This window comes from Streptomyces sp. NBC_01717 (genome assembly GCF_036248255.1).
In the GTDB taxonomy this organism is placed as follows: Bacteria; Actinomycetota; Actinomycetes; order Streptomycetales; family Streptomycetaceae; genus Streptomyces.
Map to the genome: position 1 here is coordinate 3,070,427 of NZ_CP109178.1, position 18,736 is coordinate 3,089,162.

Genomic DNA, 18,736 nt, shown 5'->3' on the forward strand with positions numbered 1-18,736 from the left:
CGAGACAAAGAAAGAAGGGACGCCGAGGCGCCCCTTTAAATCTTGCTGCTGTGCTACGTGACGGATCAAGAACGCGGCGGATCAATAGCGCGACAGATCAGAGCGATGATCTTCAGTGATCCGGTGACGATCCGGTGATGAACTCAGACGGCTGACGCAAGCAGCCCGACCGGCCCCTGTGGGCCTTCGATCAGGTCAGCGCCGGCTCCGCCTGGGGTACGTCGATGTCGATGCTGTCGAGCAGCGACTCTTGGTGCTGGGCGGCGGCGTTGAGCGCGTCGTTCTCGTCCTGAATCCGTACGAGCTCGGATTCAAGATCCTGGACGCGCTGCTGGAGCCGTCGCATCTCGGCGAGGAGTCGCGGGTCGGAACCGCCGACGTAACCGAGAAGCGCCTTTGCCATGATGGATGGTCCTCCACACTGAGTGACCGACCGATGCGGTGTGGGTCGTGAGGGAATCGCACCCGCGGTGCTCGGCAGCGCTCTGTCATCACTGCGGTTCTGCTGCCAACCAGCTCTGCCAAACAGCTAAGGTGCGCGGGGTTTTCAGCGTCTCACCAAAAAGTTTGACGGTCAACACGATCACACCCTGTAGAGGCGGGCGTCCCTGGGGCGCGCGGCTTGACGATCATGCGGCGCGACTCTCCTGCGGGGCCCTGAAGGGCGTGGAGATCATCCTTACTGCCGCAGCCTGGCATGCCAACCGATTCTTGGCAACCACCCGGTCCTTCCGCAGGTCATTTCATGTGTACGCGGATCAGTGGCGCACACCGTCACGCCCCGCCGCCCGTCGAACACGGTCCGAACACGGCCCCGAATTCGGTCGGCATTCGGATCACGATCAGCGGATGGCAAATCCCTCGTAACCACCGCGCGGGGTGTCCCAGATCTCAGTGACTCCGTCCACGCGGCCGGGTGTGTCGTCGGACCGCAGCCACTCCAGCAGACGGTGGCAATTCTCACGTCGCCCTTCGGCGACAACCTGCACCCGACCGTCGTCGAGATTGAGCGCGAATCCGGTGAGGTCCCCGATCTCCAAAGCATTTGCCCTGGTGAACCAGCGGAACCCTACTTGCTGTACTCGGCCGCGTACCCAAGCAGTGAGTCGCACATCTTCGTTCATGCCAGAACGCTAACCGGCCAATTGCTCAACGGGCACTTCCGCCCCATAGGCCATGGCGTACAGTCCGGTCGCAATAGCCTCACCTGATCGGGTGAGGCATGTTGACGCCCGGAGTGGCGTCCAGATCGCCAGAAGGGGACAGCAGATGGGCCGCCATCGACGCTCCGCCGCAGGTCCCGAAGCAGGTCCGGCCGCCGACCCGTACAAGGCCGCGACCACCCGCCGTCAACGGGGCGCCCGCCGCAGGAAGCGGTCCGCCATGCATCTGCGTACCGGACTGGTCGGCGTCTCCGCGGCCATGGCCGTCGGAGCCGTGGCCGTGGCTTCCGGACTGCTGCCGGGCGGCGCCGGCTACCACGTGAGCGGCGGCACGGCCGCCGACCAGGTCCGCGCGGACGGGGCGCCGGACCTGCTGACGCAGGGCGGTTCCACCACTGCACCGGCCGACCGCGGCATGTCGTCGGCCTCGGCCAGCCGCGGTACAGGGCGTTCCCAGGGGCCGGAGGGGTCGCCCTCCCCCTCGTCGACCCCGTCCGCCTCGCCTTCGGAGAAGGCCGAGCGGACGAAGCAGGCGGAGAGGACGGAGGAGAGCGCTGCTCCCTCGGCGGCCGACAGGACCGGCGCCGCCCCGGCGACCAAGACCCCGACGGCCAAGGCCTCGACGACGCCGAAGACGTCGGCCGCCGCTCCGACCCACCAATCCTCGCCCCCGGCTGCCGGCACCTCCGCACAGGCGGCCGTGCTCGCCCTGGTCAACGAGGAGCGCGCGAAGGTCGGCTGCAGCCCGGTGACGGCCAGTGCCTCGCTCGCCTCGCTGGCCCAGGACTTCAGTGACGACATGGCGGCCCGCGGCTTCTTCAGCCACACCGACCCGGACGGCCAGACCCCCTGGGACCGTGCCACCAAGGCCGGCGTGACGGGGCTCGGCGGCGAGAACATCGCCCGCGGCCAGGCCGACGCACAGGCCGTGATGGCCTCCTGGATGAACAGCGAAGGCCACCGAGCAAACATTCTCAACTGCGACTACAAGACACTCGGTGTCGGAGTTCACTACGGCTCCGGCGGCCCCTGGTGGACGCAGGACTTCGGCTTCTGACCCGCCGGACACCCACCCCGGAGCCGTCCAGGCCTCAGCGATTACGCCCGCACAGCGCACTCCAGAAGTGAGCGCTGTGCGGGCGTAAGCTGTTTCCATGGACGAGAGCACGCATCGGGACGGCACCGACAGCCTGCCGTTCGACGTGTTCTCCCGGCAGTGCCCCTCGCGCGGCACGCTGGAACATGTCACCGGACGCTGGGGCAGTCTGACGCTGACCGCGCTCCACGATTCCGGTTCCCGCTTCAACGAGCTGCGGCGCAGGGTCGACGGGGTGAGCGAGAAGATGCTCTCCCAGACGCTTCACGCTCTGGAGCGGGACGGGCTCGTCCACCGGGAGGCGCAGCCCACCAACCCGCCGCGTGTCGACTACGAGCTGACTCCCTTGGGACGCGAGGTCGCCGACCGGCTGCGCCGGCTGATCGAGCTCGTCGAGGGCCGGATGCCCGAGGTGCTGGACGCCCGCAACCGTTACGACGAGGCCCGCGAGAGCTGAGGGCTCCGCGGCCGGACGCCCCTCAGGGCCGCGGCGGCCGCTGGCAGCGCGGGCAGAAGTAGCTGGAGCGGTTCATCCACGGGCGGCGGCGCATCGGCGTACCGCAGCGGTGGCAGGGCTCGCCCTCGCGCCCGTAGGCGTCGAGGGACCGGTCGAAGTAGCCCGACTCGCCGTTCACATTGACGTAGAGGCTGTCGAAGCTGGTGCCGCCCTGGTCGAGCGCCGCGTTCATCACGTCGCGGACATGACCGAGCAGCTCGGCCGACCTGGGCCGGGTCAGCGTCGCGGTGGGCCGGTCGTAGTGCAGCTTCGTGCGCCAGAGCGCCTCGTCCGCGTAGATGTTGCCGACGCCGCTGATCAGCGACTGGTCGAGCAGCGCGCGCTTGACCGTCGTACGGCGCAGCCGCAGCGCGGTGTGGAACGCGGCGTCGTCGAACGCCGGGTCCAGCGGGTCGCGGGCGATGTGCGCGATGGTGTCGGGCAGCCCGTCGGGGGTGTTCTCGTGGAGCGAGAGCCCGCCGAAGGTCCGCTGATCGACGAAGCGCAGTTCGGTGCCGAGGGTGTCGTCGAAGCGGATCCGGATCCGCAGGTGCTTCTCGTCGGGGGCGTCCTGCGGCTGTACCAGCAGCTGGCCGCTCATGCCGAGGTGGCCGAGGAGCGAGGAGGACACCTCGTCCAGTGGCACCCAGAGGTACTTGCCGCGGCGCATGGCCCTGCCGAAGCGGCTGCCGCTGAGCCGGGCCGCGAAGTCCGTGGAGCCCGCGATATGGCGGCGGACGGCGCGCGGGTGCAGGACCTCGACGTCGGCGACCGTGCGGCCGGTGATCCAGCGGTCGAGACCTCGCCGTACGACTTCGACCTCGGGCAGCTCGGGCACGGTGCAGCTCCTTCAGTTCCTTCGGAACAAGGTTACGTACCTGTCTTTGATTCCGGACACGGCAAACCCCCCGGTGCACAGGGCACCGAGGGGTCGACGCGTCAGGCCGGAGCGACGTCCGTGGACGGCGACGGGTCGGCAGGGGTATCGGCGGCCCCTCCGTCGGCAGCGGCGGCCTTGGCCGCAGCTTCCCGTTCCTCCGCGGCGGCGCTGATCTCACGCCAGGCGGACTCGGCCGCCTGCTGCTCCGCTTCCTTCTTGCTACGGCCGGTGCCGGTGCCGTACGAGACACCACCGACGCGAGCAGCAGCAGTAAAGGTCTTCTCGTGGTCCGGGCCGGTCTCCGTGACGAGGTACTCGGGGACTCCGAGGCTCTCGCTCGCGGTGAGTTCCTGGAGGCTGGTCTTCCAGTCCAGGCCGGCGCCGAGGTTGGAGGACCTGTCGATCAGCGGGTCGAAGAGCCGGTGGACCAGCTCCGAGGCCACACTGAGGCCCTGGTCGAGATAGACCGCGCCGATCACCGCTTCAAGGGTGTCGGCGAGGATGGACGCCTTGTCCCTGCCGCCCGTGCCCTCTTCGCCCCGGCCTAGCCGGATGAAGGAGCCGAGTTCGAGGCCGCGGCCCACCTCAGCAAGTGCACGCGAGTTGACCACCGCGGCCCGCAACTTGGCCAGCTGGCCTTCGGGCAGGTCGGGGTGGGTGCGGTACAGCGTGTCCGTGACCACCAGGCCGAGCACCGAATCCCCGAGGAATTCGAGCCGCTCGTTGGTGGGCAGACCGCCGTTCTCGTATGCGTACGAGCGGTGGGTCAGCGCACGCACCAGAAGGGCGGACTCGAGGTGATACCCGAGCCGCCCTTCCAGAAGCGTGTGGGACGAGGCTGTGTTGACGTTGTCTGCCTGCTTCTTGGCGTGGGACAACTCAGACATCGGGCCTCTCACCAGCCGCTCAGACCTCGAGGACCTGGCGCTTGTTGTACGTGCCGCAGCTCGGGCACGCGATGTGCTGCAGCTTCGGCTCCTGGCAACGCTCGCACGAAACCAGAGTGGGGACCGCAGCCTTCCACTGCGACCGGCGGTGGCGCGTGTTGCTGCGCGACATCTTCCGCTTCGGAACAGCCACGGCTACTTCTCCTGCTTCTCGTCGACGCCCGCTTCGGCGCCGCCCATGTTGTCCTTCTCGCCGTCCGAAACGGTCTCGGCGAGTCCTTGCAATGCCGCCCAACGAATGTCGACGGCATCGTGGTGGTGACCGGGGTTCTCGTCCAGCCTGATTCCGCATTCGGAACACAGACCGGCACAGGACTCCCGGCACACCGGCTGCATCGGCAGTGCGAGCACCACCGCATCACGCAGCACCGGCTCGAGGTCGAACAGGCCGTCCTCGATGAAGAGCCTGTCCTCGTCGTCCTCGGCGTCGTCGGCCGGTTCCGCTTTGATGCGGCCCCGGTCATCGGCGTCAGGGTACGAGAACATCTCCTGGAAGTCCGCCGCAACCTCTTGGCGCAGCGGCTCCAGACACCTTACGCACTCCCCCTCGGCCGACGCACGGGCGGTGCCTGTGACAAGCACCCCTTCCATGACCGATTCGAGGCGGAGGTCCAGTTCCACCGGTGCGCCTTCCGGCACACCGATGACCCCGTCGATACCGAGGTCCTTGGGGGCGTCCACCGAGCGGGTCAGCCGCAGGAGGGCACCGGGACGCCGACCCAGCTCGTGCGTATCGAACACGAGAGGGTTTCGGTGGTCGAGGTGGCCGTTCAGGGCTTTTCCTGCTTTCGAAATCGTGTGCATGGCGCATCGCGCACCGTGGGAGGGGCCGACCGGTTCGGAGTCGAAGCGGGCAGCCGGGATCGCAGTCATACTCGCGACCGAAGGACCAGGATACTGGACGCGTAACCCTGCTCCCAATCGGGTCCGATTCCGGACCCGAATCGACCTGAATCGGTCAGCGCTCCTGCTCGTACCGGCGGAGCTGGTCGAGGTCGATCATGCTGGTGTCGAACAGGCTGGTCTCGTCGAGGGCGCTCTCGCCCTGCTGGTGAAGCCCCTGCTGCGGGAGGGGCTGGTGCTGCCAGCTGTCGTACCCCTGCGTCTGGCCCTGGTCGTAGCCCTGAGCCTGCAGCTGCGCGTGGCCCTGGTCGTAGCCCTGCTGCTGATAGGCGGCGTACGGGTCGGGCTGCTGCTGGTAGCCGTACATGTCCTGCTGGGGCTGCTCCTGGTACGCGTACGTCTCCGCGTAGCTCGGCTGGGCCTGCGCCGGGAAGTGCGGCTGGACCGGCTGGGGCACCGGCTGCGGCTCCGGGGCGGCGAGCTCGGCGAGACCGGCCCAGTGGTCCTCGTCGCTGGTGTGGCCCTGGCTGCCCGCGGCGTCCTGGGCGGCCATGTGCGCGCCGAGCTCGTCGGTGGCGACCCGGCCGTGCAGCTTCTGCCGGCCGCGGCCGACCGCCTCCAGGGTCTTGGCCAGCACGGCTTCGAAGGCGCCGAGCTTGGTGTCGACGTAGTCGTCTGCGCGACGCTGCAGTGTTGCCGGGTCGGTGCTGCGCTCCGGGGCCTCGGCGAAGTCCGGGTCCTCGTACCCCTGTTCATCGAAGGCCTGGCCGCGGCCGAGGAGCTTCTCACGGCCACGGTCGACGGAGCCGATCGTCTTGGTGAGGACGACCTCGAAGTTGGCGAGCTTGCTGTCGACGTACTCGTCGGCCTCGGCGCGGACCTCGTCGGCCTCCCGGCGGGCCTCGTCGAGGATGCGGTCGGCCTCGGACTGGGACTGCCGGGCGATCTCGGTGTCGGAGACCAGTGAGCCGCGCTGGGCGTGGGCGGACTCGATGATCCGCTCGGCCTCCTGGCGGGCCTGCTCGACCAGCTGCTCCCGGCCGCCGAGGAGCTCCTGGGCGTGGGCGAGCGAGCCGGGGAGGGCCTCACGTACCTCTTCGAGCATCGCGAGCAGCTCGGCGCGGTTGACCACGCACGACGCCGACATGGGCATGGACCGGGCGTTCCCGACCGCTTCGACGATCTCGTCGAGCTTCTTCTGCACGTCCACCGTGTGCTCGCCACTCTCTACTGCTGATTGGAGACGGACGGGACGACTGTACGGCCAGTCGGCGCCCGTCCGACACCTGGTGACGGGCTGTCAGTGCTTCACTCCTGGGCGAGCCGGTCCACGAGGGCCCGGTGGACCAGCGGCGGCAGCAGGTGCGAGACATCGCCGCCCCAGGTCGCGACCTCCTTGACCAGGGAGGACGACAGGAAGCTGTACGTGGGGTTGGTCGGTACAAAGAGCGTCTCGACGCCGGAGAGGCCGTTGTTCATCTGGGCCATCTGCAGCTCGTAGTCGAAGTCACTGACGGCTCGCAGGCCCTTCACGATGGCCGGGATGTCGCGCTGCTTGCAGAAGTCGACCAGGAGGCCGTGGAAGGACTCGACCTGGACGTTGCCGAAGTCGGCGGTGACCTGGCGGATCAGCTCGATCCGCTCATCGACCGTGAACAGGCCCTTCTTGGACTGATTGATCATCACCGCGACATGTACGACGTCGTACAGCTTCGAGGCGCGGCCAATGATGTCGAGGTGTCCATTGGTGATGGGGTCGAACGACCCCGGACAGACGGCGCGGCGCAACTTGAGTCCCTCGCTCTCCGGTGCGGTCATCGTGCGTCTTCGCACGTAGAGGCGGCGCGACCGTACCAAAGCGTCCCCTCGCCGTAGCGACGGGCCCGCAGTGGCTCGAATCCCTCGGGCCACTTGAATTCTCCGCCTCTGGTGCTCCGTTCCACGGTGACGAGGGCAGCGTCCGTGAGCCAGCCCTGGGCGCGGAGTGTGAGCAGTATCTCGCCAAGATCGTCGTCGGTGACGACGTACGGCGGGTCCAGGAAGACCACGTCGTACGGGTCCGCGGGCGCCGGTCCTGTCACGATCTGTTCGGCTTTGCCGGTACGGACTTCGGCACCGGGCAGGCCGAGCGTGCGGACGTTGTCCCGGACCGTGCGGGCGGCCCTGGTGTCTGCCTCGACGAGAAGGGCGTGGACCGCGCCGCGGGAGAGCGCTTCGAGGCCGACGGCGCCGGAGCCCGCGTACAGATCCGCGATACGGATGCCCTCCAGGGTGCCGAGGAGCGCCTCCCAGGTGGAGAAGAGGCCCTCGCGTGCGCGGTCGGAGGTGGGGCGGGTGCCGGTGCCGGGCGGGACGGCCAGGCGGCGTCCGCCGGCCGAGCCGGCGATCACGCGGGTCATGGGTGTCTGAATCCTCGGGTCGGGGTGGCCCGCCGGGGTGGGGCGGGCGCCGTGCGTCCCACGATATGGCTTCGGGCCCGTTCGGGCCCGGGGGCCCCGTCGGACACCTGGGTCTCCCCCGTCCTCAGCCGTTGTCGTCCGTCCGGTGCCCGGCTGCCCTCTCCTCCTGCGTTCAGACCTTGCGCTCAGCCCTTGTCGAGGTACTCCTCGCGCTCCTTGTCGAGCAGTGCGTCCAGGGCGGTGCGCAGCTCGGGCAGGTCTGTCAGCTCCGGGTCGGCGGCGACGACGGCGACGGCCTCCTCGCGGGCGGCGGCGATGACCTCCTCGTCGTCGATGACGGTGAGCATCCGCAGGGACGAGCGGACACCGGACTGGGCCTGGCCGAGGACATCGCCCTCACGGCGCTGTTCGAGGTCGATCCGGGACAGTTCGAAGCCGTCGAGGGTGGCCGCGACGGAGGACAGACGGGCCCGGGCGGGGCTCGCCTCGTGCGCCTCGCTGACCAGCAGGCAGAGGCCGGCGGCGGAGCCACGGCCGACGCGGCCGCGCAGCTGGTGGAGCTGGGAGACGCCGAACCGGTCGGCGTCCATGATCACCATCGCGGTGGCGTTGGGGACGTTCACCCCGACCTCGATGACGGTCGTCGCGACGAGGACGTCGACCTGGCCCGCGGCGAAGCGGCGCATCACGTCGTCCTTGTCGTCGGGGTTCATCCTGCCGTGCAGCACCGCGATGCGTAGACCGGCGAGGGCGCCCTTGGTGAGCTGCTCGGCGATCTCCAGGACGGCGAGCGGCGGGCGCTTGTCGCCGTCGTCCTCGGGCGGCTGCTTCTTGCCCTTCTTCTTCTCGGACTCGTCGTCGGCGTCGTCACCGATCCGGGGGCATACGACATACGCCTGATGGCCGTTCTCCACCTCCTCGCGGACCCGCTCCCAGGCGCGGGCGAGGAAGTGCGGCTTGTCCTTGGCGGGGACGACATGGCTGGCGATCGGCGAGCGGCCGGCCGGCAGCTGGTCCAGCACGGACGTCTCCAGGTCACCGAAGACGGTCATGGCGACGGTACGGGGAATGGGTGTGGCGGTCATGACCAGCAGGTGCGGCGGCTGCTTGCCCTTGGACCGCAGGGCGTCACGCTGCTCGACACCGAAGCGGTGCTGCTCGTCCACGACGACCAGTCCCAGGTCATGGAACTGCACCTTGTCCTCGATCAGCGCATGCGTGCCGATCACGATCCCGGCCTCGCCGGTGACCAGGTCCAGCAGCGCTTGACGGCGGGCCGCCATGCCCATGGAGCCGGTGAGCAGCACCACCTTCGTGCCGAGGTCGGAGCCGCCCAGCATTCCTCCCTCGGCCAGCTCGCCCATCATTTCTGTGATGGACCGGTGGTGCTGCTGGGCCAGCACCTCGGTGGGGGCGAGCATCGCGGCCTGTCCGCCCGCGTCGACGACGGCGAGCATGGCGCGCAGCGCGACCAACGTCTTCCCGGAACCGACCTCGCCCTGCAGCAGCCGGTGCATCGGGTGCTCGGTCGCCAGGTCGTCGAAGATCTCCTTGGAGACCTTCTCCTGGCCCTCGGTGAGGGTGAACGGCAGCTTGGCGTCGAATGCGTCGAGCAGCCCGCCATGGGCGGGGATCCGCGCCACCGCCGGAAGTTGGGTGTCCGCGTACCGGCGGCGGGCGAGCGCGACCTGGAGGACGAACGCCTCGTCCCACTTCAGCCGGTCCCTGGCCTCGGCGATGTCCGCCTTGGTCTGCGGACGGTGGATCTTCAGCAGCGCCTCGGGCAGCGGGGTGAAGCCACGCCCCTCGCGCAGGGAGGGCGGCAGCGGGTCGACGGCGTCCCGGGCGCTGGGCAGCACGGTGTCGACGGCCTTGGCGATCCGCCAGGAGTCGAGCTGCTTGCAGGCCGGATAGATGGGCAGCAGCTTCCCGGCGAAGGCGTCCACCGCCTCCGTGGCCTCGTCGGCGTCCGTGGCGTCGAGCAGCTGGTAGGTGGGGTGGGCGAGCTGCATCTTCCGGTTGAAGACGGAGACCTTGCCCGCGAACATCGCCCGGCGCCCGGGCAGCAACTCCTTGTGCGGCTTGTGCACGCCATGGCCGAAGAAGACCAGCTGGAGCCGGCCGCTGCCGTCGGTGAGGGTCACCTCCAGGCGTTTGCCCTTGCCGTTGTTGAACATCATGATCCGGGCGTCGGCGACCTGGGCGACGACGGTCACATGCTCGTCCAGCGGGAGGTCGGCCAGCGCGGTCAGCTTGCCGCGCTCCTCGTACCGCCGCGGGTAGTGGTGCAGCAGATCACCGACCGTATGCAGGTCGAGGTGTTCGGCCATCACCTTCGCGGTGGCACCGCCGAGCAGCTTCTTGAGGGGTTCGTCGAACGCAGACACGCGATCCATTGCACACCACACCACTGACAGAAGTCGCCCGCACCACCGGAATCCCCTGGTGCGGCGGCCGGCTGCTGCTTCAGCTGGGGCGGGCGGCGGAGGCGGCAGCCGTACTGGCGGCCGGGCTGCCCGACATCACGGCCGAGGACCATGCGGACCGGACGCCGCACAAGTAGGGACCGGGCCCGCCAGGTGCCCGTTCTCTCCGCAATCGGCGGACGAGCTGGATTTCATCGCCCGGCGGGCAGTTGACCGGCGCTTTCAAGCCCGTCCGGCGATCGGGACGACGCTTCACGGGCGGCGGCGCCGCCCGTATCCGCCCTACTCCACGCCGATCAGCAGCGGCGTTCCCTGTCCGCCGCCCCGGTACACCACCGTGTCCACCGCCAGATAGCCCTCCCGCACATGCTCCTCCAGGGCGTCGGCCAAGGCGTCCGGTACGTCCTCGCCCAGTACCAGAGTGACGAGTTCACCGCCCGCCGCGAGCATCCGGTCGATCACCGCCCGGGCCGTGCTGGGGACGTCCTCGCCGATGACCGCCACATCGCCTTCGATCAGGCCCAGGATGTCGCCGGCCTGGCAGATGCCCGCCATGGTCCAGGACTGCCGTTCGGCGACGGCCAGTTCGCCGTAGCGGGTGGCACCGGCCGCAGCGGTCATCGCCACCACGTCCTCGTCGAAGCTGCGGTCCGGTTCGTGGACGGCGAGCGCGGCGATGCCCTGGACGGCGGCCCGGGTCGGGATGAGGGCGACCCGGATGCCCTCGGTACGGGCCTGTTCGGCGGCGGCCGCCGCCGTGTGGCGCAGCTCTGCGTCGTTCGGCAGGAGCACCACCTCGCGGGCGTGCGCGCGGCGGATCGCGTCGACCAGTTCACCGCTGGCCGGCGGCTCCCCGGGCCGGGCGAGCACGGTGGTCGCACCGGCCTCGGAGCAGAGGCCGGAGAGCCCGGGGCCGGGAACCACTACGACGACACCGCGCTGCGAGGGTTCGCTGTGGGGCAGGTGGACCCGGTCGGCGCCGAAGTGGGTGATCCGGATCCGGTACGGCCGGCCGGCCTCGACCCCGGCCTCCACCGCCGCACCCGCGTCGTCGACATGGACGTGGACGTTCCAGAGCCCGTCCCCGCCGACCACGACGAGCGAGTCACCGAGCCCGTCGAGCCGGGTGCGCAGCCGGTCGACCGCGTCGTCCCCGGCCTCCAGCAGATAGATCACCTCGAAGGCGGGGCCGTCCTGCGGTCCGCGCGCCGCGCAGTCCTCGGCCGCGGCAGTGGTCACGGGGGCGATGTCGGGGGCCACCCAGATGCCGTGTTCGGGCGTCTCCCCGGAGACCGCTTCGACGAGGGCCTCGAGGACGGTCACCAGACCCCGTCCTCCGGCGTCCACGACGCCCGCCCGCCCGAGGACGGCCAACTGTCCGGGGGTCTCGTCCAGCGCAGTGCGTGCCCCCTCGTACGCGGCCTGCACGACCGCCTGCGCACTCGGGTCGCCCGCCGTGCGCCCGGCGGCCTCGGCGGCCGCGGTGGCCACCGTCAGCACGGTGCCCTCGACGGGGTGGGCGACGGCCTGCCTGGCCGCGGTCGCGGCCCGGGTCAGCGCGAGCCGCAGATGGTCCGCGTCGTGCCCGTCGGCCAGCACCCCCGCCATGCCGCGCAGCAGCTGCGCCAGGATCGTGCCGGAGTTCCCGCGGGCGCCGATCAGCGCCCCGTGCGCCATGGCCCGTACGGCATCGGCGAGGGCGGGCACGGACGCGCCGGTCTCGTGCCCGGCGAAGACCGCTTCGACGGCCCCTGCCGCGGACTCCACCGTCAGATAGAGGTTGGTCCCGGTGTCCCCGTCCGCGACGGGATAGACATTGATCGCGTCGATCGCCGCACGCTCCCGGCCCAGTGCTTCCAGGGCCAGCGAGCACCAGGTACGCACCGCGACGGCGTCCATGTCGTCGGCGGTCTGCGGCACGTGGTGTTCCTCCTGGAGAGCGGCCGTGGGCGGCTGGCTGAACCGCAGAGTAGTCCGGTCCGGTGGGCCCGGCAGGGACAGGGGCGGGGCGGACGGCGGCGAAACCCATGGTAGTTTCGTTCTACCGACGCAGCCGTTGTATGCTGCTTCGGTTGCCCGATGAGAGTCGGGCCATTCCTCCGGTACCGCCACTTCAGTCAAATGATTCCGGCGCGCCGGAATTCACTGTAAGTGCATCTGAAGTCTTTGGAGTGACCCGTGGCTGCCAACTGCGACGTCTGCGGCAAGGGGCCGGGCTTCGGCAACAACATTTCGCACTCGCACCGCCGTACGTCCCGTCGCTGGAATCCCAACATCCAGCGCGTGCGTGCCGTGGTCGGTCGGACGCCGAAGCGGCTCAACGTCTGCACCTCGTGCATCAAGGCCGGCAAGGTCGCGCGCTGACGTTCCCGTCGTAGCGCAGCCTTCCGGTTGCCCAAAAAGCCGGTCCACCTCGGTGGACCGGCTTTTTGCTGTGCGCCGGTCCCTTACAGCCGCCACCCGTGGTCGACGGGGCCGATCCCGGCGCCCAGCGGGAAGCCTGCCGCGATCGCCCCGGTGACGTACTCCTTCGCGGCCCGTACCGCAGTCGGTACGTCCTGCCCCCGGGCCAGCCCGCAGGCGATCGCGGAGGCCAGGGTGCAGCCCGTGCCATGGGTGTGCCGGTTGTCGTGCCGGGGGGCACGCAGCCAGTGCTCCTCGGTGCCGTCCGTGAGCAGGTCGACCGGTTCGCCGGGCAGATGCCCGCCCTTGATGACGACCCAGCGCGGTCCGTATCCGAGGATCTCCCCGGCGGCCCGCCGCATTCCGGACTCGTCCGTGACGGTCACTCCGGTGAGCTGTGCCACCTCGTCCAGGTTGGGGGTCGCCACCGTCGCGACCGGCAGGAGCTTCTGCCGTACGGAATCGAGGGCTTCGGCGGCCAGCAGCGGATCGCCGTGCTTGGAGACCCCGACCGGGTCGACGACGACCGGGGCGTCGGTCGCCGCGAGAAGTGCGGCGACGGTCTCCACGAGTGCGGCCGACGCCAGCATGCCGGTCTTCACCGCCTGGACCCCGATGTCGTCGACGACGCTGCGGTACTGGGCCCGGACAGCCTCCACGGGCAGCTCCCACGCGCCCTGGACACCCAGCGAATTCTGCGCCGTCACCGCGGTGATCACGCTCATGCCGTGCACGCCGTGCGCCAGCATCGTCTTCAGATCGGCCTGAATGCCCGCACCGCCGCCGGAATCCGATCCGGCGACGGTGAGTACACGGGGTGGTACGAGCGGTGCGGCGGGGGATGCAGATATGGGCATACCCCGAAATCTACTCCGGGCGCCGGAGCTGCCGGGCGCCCCCTAAGGGCTGTCCTCGATACCACCGAAGTGGTCCCAGCCGCCCTTGCTGGTCCAGGGCGCGCCGTCGACCGTCACCTGGGGCAGCGCCGACGGGTTGAGGACCTCGCCGATCACCTTCCAGCGGGCGGGCAGCTTCACGTCCGCCGGGAACGTGGCGACGATCGCGTGGTCCTCTCCCCCGGTGAGCACCCACTGCAGCGGATCCACGCCGACCGCCTGGCCGATGTCGGACATCTGCGAGGGGATGTCGATGAGACCGGAGCGCAGATCGATCCGGACCTTGCTGGCCTCGGCGATGTGCCCGAGGTCGGCGACGAGCCCGTCGCTGACGTCCGTCATGGCGGTGGCGCCGAGCCCGGCGGCCGCGGGGCCGGCGTGGTACGGCGGTTCGGGGCGCCGGTGGGCCTCGACGAAGGCGCGCGGCGAGCGGAAACCGCGGGAGAGCACCGCGTACCCGGCGGCGGACCAGCCGAGCCAGCCGGTGACGGCGACGACGTCGCCGGGGCGGGCGCCGGCCCGGGTGACCGGTTCGTGGTTGCGCAGATCACCGAGTGCAGTGATCGCGACGGTGATGGTCTCCCCGCCGACCACGTCACCGCCGACCACGGCCGCCCCCGCGACCTGGCATTCGTCACGGATGCCGTCCATCAGCTCGCCCGCCCAGGTGACCGGGAGTTCGGCGGGGACGACCAGGCCGAGCAGCAGCGCGGTGGGCACGGCGCCCATGGCGGCGATGTCGGCGAGATTCTGCGCGGCGGCCTTGCGTCCGACGTCGTACGCCGTCGACCAGTCGCGGCGGAAGTGCCGTCCCTCCAACAGGATGTCGGTACTGGCCACGACCCTGCGGTCGGGAGCGGCCACGACCGCGGCGTCGTCGCCGGGTCCGAGCCGTACCGCCGGAGTGGTGGTGAGGCGGGAAGTGAGCTCCCTGATGAGCCCGAACTCCCCCAACTCGCCCACGGTTCCCTTCACCGAGTCTCACCTCTCATCTATCGCGCCGGACGGGCGTCCGGCCTGGATCGGCGGCCGGGGGCCGGGACCGTGGCCCGGCCGTCGGATGCAGTCTGCTCCGGTTGTCGCCGGCATGCCTGTCCCCCATCCGGACCGCTGCACTTGCGGTCGCGAGCCGTCACTGCTGTCGGTACTGTCAAGAGATACGTCAACCGCTGCCATCCGTACGCCACGCGGTGGGACGTCATCCGGTCCGCAGGTCTCCCCGCGGCCCGTGGCAACGCGATACCGTGGCGTCTCTTTCCCCCACATGATCCTCGTGGCCGCCCTGGAGGTTCCGTGGTACAGGCGTACATCCTTATCCAGACCGAGGTGGGCAAGGCGTCGACCGTCGCCGAGACCATCACGAAAATCCCGGGAGTGATCCAGGCAGAGGACGTCACCGGCCCCTACGACGTGATTGTGCGCGCGCAGGCCGACACAGTCGATGAACTCGGACGCATGGTGGTCGCCAAGGTCCAGCAGGTGGAAGGCATCACCAGAACCTTGACCTGCCCGGTCGTTCATCTGTAGCCCCCTTATACGCTGGGCCGGTGACGTCCTTCCGCCGCCGGCTTCGCCGCCCCGTGTTCCTCGGCCCGTCCGCTGCCGTTCTGCTGCTGGCCGCGGCGGGCTGCTCCACCACGGACGCCCATGCGTCGATCACGGTTCCCACCCCGACGCCGGAAGCCGCAGCCTACTGCCGTGCACTGCACAAGGAGCTGCCGAAGACCGTCGCCGGACAGGAGCGCAACGACCCCGGGCCGAAGTCGGAGCTGACCGCCGGCTGGGGGGACGGGGCGATCGTACTGCGCTGCGGCGTCGACCGGCCCGCAAAGATGGACGATCCGATGGCGAAGGGGGCCGAGGCGGACGGCGTCAACTGGCTGCTGGAGCAGCCGGAGGACGCCGGTCCGCGCTTCACCACCACCTATCGCAAGGCGTATGTCGAGGTATCGCTCTCGACGGCGTACGCGCATGACATCAGCCCGCTGGCAGCGTTCGCCGCCGCCGTCAAGAAGACGGTCCCCAGCAGCATCTAGAGAGTGTCGTCCGCGCGGTCCGGCCCGGTGCCTGTGCGCACATCCGGCCCGGTGCTTCTCAGCGCAGGCCGGTCGGGCGGGTCAACGCTGCCTGGATCAGCCGGTCCACCAGCTCCTGGTAGCTCACGCCGCTCTCCTGCCACATCCGCGGGTACATGGAGATCGGGGTGAAGCCCGGCAGCGTATTGATCTCGTTGATCACGAAGCTGCCGTCCTCGGTGAGGAAGAAGTCGGCGCGCACCAGGCCCTCGCAGGACGCCGCCTCGAAGGCCTCGACCGCGAGCCGCTGGACCTCGGCCGTCTGCTCCTCGGTGAGCGGGGCGGGCACGATCCCGGACGCCGAGTCGATGTACTTGGCCTCGAAGTCGTAGAAGTCGTGCGCGGTGACCGGCGGGATCTCGGCGGGCACGCTGGCGCGCGGTCCGTCCTCGAACTCCAGCACCCCGCACTCGATCTCGCGGCCCCGCAGCAGCGACTCGACCAGGAACTTGGGGTCGTGGCGGCGGGCTTCCTCGATCGCCTCGTCGAGGCCGGAGAGGTCGTCGACCTTGGTGATACCGATGGACGAACCTGCCCGGGCGGGCTTGATGAAGAGCGGCCAGCCGTGCTCACCGGCGAAGTCCACGATGCGCTTGCGGGCACCGGAGCGGTCGGTGTCCCACTCACGGGGGCGGATCACGACGTACGGACCGACGGGCAGCCCGAACGAGGTGAACACCCGCTTCATGTACTCCTTGTCCTGGCCGACCGCCGAGGCGAGCACACCGGCGCCCACGTACGGCACCCCGGACAGCTCCAGGAGCCCCTGGAGGGTGCCGTCCTCGCCGTACGGGCCGTGCAGGACGGGGAAAACGACGTCGACCTCGCCGAGCGCCTTCGGGACCGAGCCGGGCTCGCTGTAGACCACCTCGCGGCTGCCGGGGTCGACGGAGAGCACCACGCCGCCCTCGCTGGACTCGGCCAGTTGTGCCACGTCCGGCATCTTCCGGTCGGTGATGGCCATCCGCTCGGGCTCGTCGGCGGTGAGCGCCCAGCGGCCGTCCGTCGTGATGCCGATCGGCAGGACGTCGTACTTCGTCCGGTCGATGGCGTTCAGGACGGCACCTGCGGTGACGACCGAAATGCCGTGTTCGGAGCTGCGGCCGCCGAACACGACGGCCACACGCGGCTTGCGGAGCTGCTGCTCCGGGCTCTGGGGGAGGTTCTCGCTGCTCATATCGCGTTGAGCGTACCTGCTGGTACGGGTCACGTCAGCGCCCCCGGGGCCGACCCGCGTACGGAGCATCCACTCAGTGGCGCTCGGCCTTCGCGCTGCGCGACATCAGCTCGCCCAGTGCGACCATCGGCGGCTTGCCCTCGTGGACGATGGAGACGACCGTCTCCGTGATGGGCATGTCGATCCCGTGCCGGCGTGCCAGATCGCGCACCGATTCACAGGACTTGACGCCCTCGGCGGTCTGCTTGGTGACGGCGATGGTCTCTTCCAGCGTCATGCCGCGGCCGAGGTTGGTGCCGAAGGTGTGGTTGCGCGACAGCGGCGAGGAGCAGGTCGCCACCAGGTCGCCCAGGCCCGCGAGTCCGGAGAACGTCAGCGGGTCGGCGCCCATGGCGAGGCCGAGCCGGGTGGTCTCGGCGAGGCCGCGGGTGATGAGCGAGCCCTTGGCGTTGTCGCCGAGGCCCATCCCGTCGGCGATGCCGACGGCGAGACCGATGACGTTCTTGACCGCGCCGCCCAGTTCGCAGCCGACCACATCGGTGTTGGTGTACGGGCGGAAGTACGAGGTGTGGCAGGCGGCCTGGAGGCGGCGGGCCACCGACTCGTCCTGGCAGGCGACGACGGCCGCGGCAGGGCGGCGTTCGGCGATCTCCTTGGCCAGGTTGGGGCCGGTGACGACGGCGATGCGGTCCACACCGACCTTGGTGACGTCCTCGATGACCTCGCTCATCCGCTCGGCGGTGCCGAGTTCGACGCCCTTCATCAGCGAGACGAGCACGGTGTCCGGTCCGAGGTGCGGGGCCCAGTCGGCGAGGTTGGCGCGCAGTGTCTGCGACGGCACGGCGAGCACCGCGAAGTCGGCGCCGCGCAGCGCCTCCGCGGCGTCGGTGGTGGCCCTGATGGACTCGGGGAGTTCAATTCCCGGCAGATAGTCGGGGTTGGTACGGGTCGTGTTGATCGCCTCGACGGCCTCGGCACGACGGCCCCAGAGAGTGACCTCGCCACCGGCGTCGGCGAGGATCATGCCGAACGCCGTACCCCATGAGCCGGTTCCGAAGACGGCTGCTTTTACGGGGTGCGTCACTTGGGTCCCTTCCCTTCGGCCTTGCGCCGCTGTTCGGCACGCGCCTTGCGGTGGTCGTAGAGCTGGGCGGGGGCCTTCTCGCCGCGTACGACTTCGAGCTGGGCGGTGACCGCGGCCATGATGACCTCGGTCGCCTCACGCAGGACGTCGGGCGTCGGCTCCTTGTCGTGGAACCGGGAGAGGTCGACGGGCGGTCCGGCCTGCACCTGGAGCGTCTTGCGGGGGAAGAGCCGGAGCTTCTGCTCCTTGGCGTACGGCGGCATCGCGAGGTTGGCGCCCCACTGCGCGACGGGAATGACCGGGGCCTTCGTCATCAACGCGACGCGGGCGGCGCCGGTCTTGCCTGCCATCGGCCACATGTCGGGGTCGCGGGTGAGGGTGCCCTCCGGGTAGAAGGCGACGCATTCACCGCGCTCGATGGCGTCGACGGCGGCCCGGAAAGCGTCCAGCGCATTGGTCGTCTCGCGGTACACGGGGATCTGTCCGGTGCCGCGCAGGATCATTCCGACAAAGGGAGTCTTGAAGAGGCCCGCCTTGGCGAGAAGCCGCGGCACCCGGCCGGTGTTGTACTGGAAGTGACCGTAGGAAAGCGGGTCCAGATACGAGTTGTGGTTGACCGCAGTGATGAATCCGCCGTCGGCCGGGATGTGTTCCATTCCCCGCCAGTCACGCTTGAACAGAACCACCAGCGGTGGTTTTGCGATGGCCGCCGCCAGGCGGTACCAGAAGCCGATTCTGCGGCGGGACACTCGGACACCTTCCTCTACGGACCTGACGAGCTGCCTGGCCCATGGGCGGCCAATTCTGGCCCCAGGCCCCTGCTCTGTCGAGAACACCGTACGCCTCGCCTC

General features: G+C 69.7%; 22 protein-coding genes. 6 read left to right on the plus strand and 16 right to left on the minus strand.

All coding sequences use genetic code 11. The features are described 5' to 3' along the window. Window positions 1-190 precede the first annotated feature (190 nt). Window positions 191-403, minus strand: a complete 213-nt coding sequence (locus tag OHB49_RS13810; RefSeq protein ID WP_018551753.1) for a hypothetical protein — start codon at window positions 401-403, stop codon at window positions 191-193. A gap of 439 nt (window positions 404-842) precedes the next feature. Next, window positions 843-1,124: an acylphosphatase gene (locus OHB49_RS13815; protein WP_329160551.1), complete on the minus strand. Its 282-nt coding sequence runs from the start codon at window positions 1,122-1,124 to the stop codon at window positions 843-845. A gap of 145 nt (window positions 1,125-1,269) precedes the next feature. Between OHB49_RS13815 and OHB49_RS13820 the strand changes: the two genes are divergently transcribed. Both OHB49_RS13820 and OHB49_RS13825 read left to right on the plus strand, forming a co-directional pair. Continuing rightward, window positions 1,270-2,220 carry a CAP domain-containing protein gene (locus OHB49_RS13820; protein WP_030978760.1) on the plus strand — a complete coding sequence of 317 codons (951 nt, stop codon included), beginning with the start codon at window positions 1,270-1,272 and terminating at the stop codon, window positions 2,218-2,220. 97 nt (window positions 2,221-2,317) lie between these two features. Next, the gene (locus OHB49_RS13825) at window positions 2,318-2,716 is read left to right on the plus strand and encodes a winged helix-turn-helix transcriptional regulator (RefSeq protein WP_329160553.1); all 399 of its coding nucleotides are present in this window, start codon (window positions 2,318-2,320) and stop codon (window positions 2,714-2,716) included. Between the two features lie 22 nt (window positions 2,717-2,738). On the opposite strand, the gene mutM is transcribed toward OHB49_RS13825, so the two are convergent. The 8 genes from mutM to recG all read right to left on the minus strand — a co-directional run bounded on the left by mutM (window position 2,739) and on the right by recG (window position 10,220). Then, entirely contained in the window at window positions 2,739-3,593 is an 855-nt protein-coding gene (gene mutM, locus OHB49_RS13830; RefSeq protein ID WP_030978756.1) for a bifunctional DNA-formamidopyrimidine glycosylase/DNA-(apurinic or apyrimidinic site) lyase, read from the minus strand. 101 nt (window positions 3,594-3,694) lie between these two features. Then, window positions 3,695-4,522, minus strand: coding sequence for a ribonuclease III (gene rnc, locus OHB49_RS13835; RefSeq protein WP_030978754.1), 828 nt, complete (start codon window positions 4,520-4,522; stop codon window positions 3,695-3,697). 19 nt (window positions 4,523-4,541) lie between these two features. After that, on the minus strand, window positions 4,542-4,715 hold the full coding sequence (gene rpmF, locus OHB49_RS13840) for a 50S ribosomal protein L32 (RefSeq protein WP_003965982.1): 174 nt from the start codon (window positions 4,713-4,715) through the stop codon (window positions 4,542-4,544). Between the two features lie 2 nt (window positions 4,716-4,717). Continuing rightward, entirely contained in the window at window positions 4,718-5,386 is a 669-nt protein-coding gene (locus tag OHB49_RS13845) for a YceD family protein (RefSeq protein WP_030978751.1), read from the minus strand. Between the two features lie 154 nt (window positions 5,387-5,540). After that, window positions 5,541-6,635, minus strand: a complete 1,095-nt coding sequence (locus tag OHB49_RS13850; protein ID WP_329160555.1) for an ATP synthase F0 subunit B — start codon at window positions 6,633-6,635, stop codon at window positions 5,541-5,543. Between the two features lie 98 nt (window positions 6,636-6,733). Further along, window positions 6,734-7,213 carry a pantetheine-phosphate adenylyltransferase gene (gene coaD, locus OHB49_RS13855; protein ID WP_199822945.1) on the minus strand — a complete coding sequence of 160 codons (480 nt, stop codon included), beginning with the start codon at window positions 7,211-7,213 and terminating at the stop codon, window positions 6,734-6,736. 26 nt (window positions 7,214-7,239) lie between these two features. Beyond that, the gene (rsmD, locus tag OHB49_RS13860; protein WP_030978747.1) at window positions 7,240-7,824 is read right to left on the minus strand and encodes a 16S rRNA (guanine(966)-N(2))-methyltransferase RsmD; all 585 of its coding nucleotides are present in this window, start codon (window positions 7,822-7,824) and stop codon (window positions 7,240-7,242) included. A 185-nt stretch (window positions 7,825-8,009) separates the two neighbouring features. Beyond that, window positions 8,010-10,220, minus strand: a complete 2,211-nt coding sequence (gene recG / locus OHB49_RS13865) for an ATP-dependent DNA helicase RecG (protein WP_329160558.1) — start codon at window positions 10,218-10,220, stop codon at window positions 8,010-8,012. Here recG and OHB49_RS13870 point away from each other — a divergent pair. Further along, the gene (locus OHB49_RS13870; RefSeq protein WP_158711277.1) at window positions 10,220-10,387 is read left to right on the plus strand and encodes a hypothetical protein; all 168 of its coding nucleotides are present in this window, start codon (window positions 10,220-10,222) and stop codon (window positions 10,385-10,387) included. The genes recG and OHB49_RS13870 overlap by 1 nt on opposite strands. Window positions 10,388-10,532: 145 nt before the next feature. Here the strand turns inward: OHB49_RS13870 and OHB49_RS13875 are convergent, their stop codons facing one another. Further along, a complete protein-coding gene (locus OHB49_RS13875; RefSeq protein ID WP_329160561.1) occupies window positions 10,533-12,170 on the minus strand; it encodes a DAK2 domain-containing protein in 1,638 nt (545 codons plus the stop codon). A 258-nt stretch (window positions 12,171-12,428) separates the two neighbouring features. Here OHB49_RS13875 and rpmB point away from each other — a divergent pair, with 258 nt between their 5' ends. Continuing rightward, window positions 12,429-12,614: a 50S ribosomal protein L28 gene (gene rpmB / locus OHB49_RS13880; RefSeq protein WP_030928661.1), complete on the plus strand. Its 186-nt coding sequence runs from the start codon at window positions 12,429-12,431 to the stop codon at window positions 12,612-12,614. 83 nt (window positions 12,615-12,697) lie between these two features. Here rpmB and thiD read toward each other — a convergent pair whose 3' ends face one another. Both thiD and OHB49_RS13890 read right to left on the minus strand, forming a co-directional pair. Beyond that, window positions 12,698-13,510 carry a bifunctional hydroxymethylpyrimidine kinase/phosphomethylpyrimidine kinase gene (gene thiD, locus OHB49_RS13885; protein WP_030978742.1) on the minus strand — a complete coding sequence of 271 codons (813 nt, stop codon included), beginning with the start codon at window positions 13,508-13,510 and terminating at the stop codon, window positions 12,698-12,700. A 42-nt stretch (window positions 13,511-13,552) separates the two neighbouring features. After that, the gene (locus tag OHB49_RS13890) at window positions 13,553-14,524 is read right to left on the minus strand and encodes a thiamine-phosphate kinase (RefSeq protein WP_030978740.1); all 972 of its coding nucleotides are present in this window, start codon (window positions 14,522-14,524) and stop codon (window positions 13,553-13,555) included. 318 nt (window positions 14,525-14,842) lie between these two features. Here OHB49_RS13890 and OHB49_RS13895 point away from each other — a divergent pair, with 318 nt between their 5' ends. Together OHB49_RS13895 and OHB49_RS13900 are read left to right on the plus strand one after the other, a co-directional pair. Continuing rightward, on the plus strand, window positions 14,843-15,076 hold the full coding sequence (locus OHB49_RS13895) for an Lrp/AsnC family transcriptional regulator (protein ID WP_030928667.1): 234 nt from the start codon (window positions 14,843-14,845) through the stop codon (window positions 15,074-15,076). Window positions 15,077-15,096: 20 nt separating this feature from the next. Then, window positions 15,097-15,585 (plus strand): DUF3515 domain-containing protein, encoded by a 489-nt coding sequence (locus tag OHB49_RS13900; RefSeq protein WP_030978738.1) that lies wholly within the window; start codon window positions 15,097-15,099, stop codon window positions 15,583-15,585. A gap of 58 nt (window positions 15,586-15,643) precedes the next feature. Here OHB49_RS13900 and OHB49_RS13905 read toward each other — a convergent pair whose 3' ends face one another. The 3 genes from OHB49_RS13905 to OHB49_RS13915 all read right to left on the minus strand — a co-directional run bounded on the left by OHB49_RS13905 (window position 15,644) and on the right by OHB49_RS13915 (window position 18,634). After that, window positions 15,644-16,801 (minus strand): D-alanine--D-alanine ligase family protein, encoded by a 1,158-nt coding sequence (locus OHB49_RS13905; protein ID WP_030928671.1) that lies wholly within the window; start codon window positions 16,799-16,801, stop codon window positions 15,644-15,646. Window positions 16,802-16,874: 73 nt separating this feature from the next. Further along, window positions 16,875-17,885: an NAD(P)H-dependent glycerol-3-phosphate dehydrogenase gene (locus OHB49_RS13910; protein ID WP_030978735.1), complete on the minus strand. Its 1,011-nt coding sequence runs from the start codon at window positions 17,883-17,885 to the stop codon at window positions 16,875-16,877. Further along, window positions 17,882-18,634 carry a lysophospholipid acyltransferase family protein gene (locus tag OHB49_RS13915; protein WP_329160567.1) on the minus strand — a complete coding sequence of 251 codons (753 nt, stop codon included), beginning with the start codon at window positions 18,632-18,634 and terminating at the stop codon, window positions 17,882-17,884. Before OHB49_RS13915 ends, OHB49_RS13910 begins: the two co-directional genes overlap by 4 nt. Window positions 18,635-18,736 lie beyond the last annotated feature (102 nt).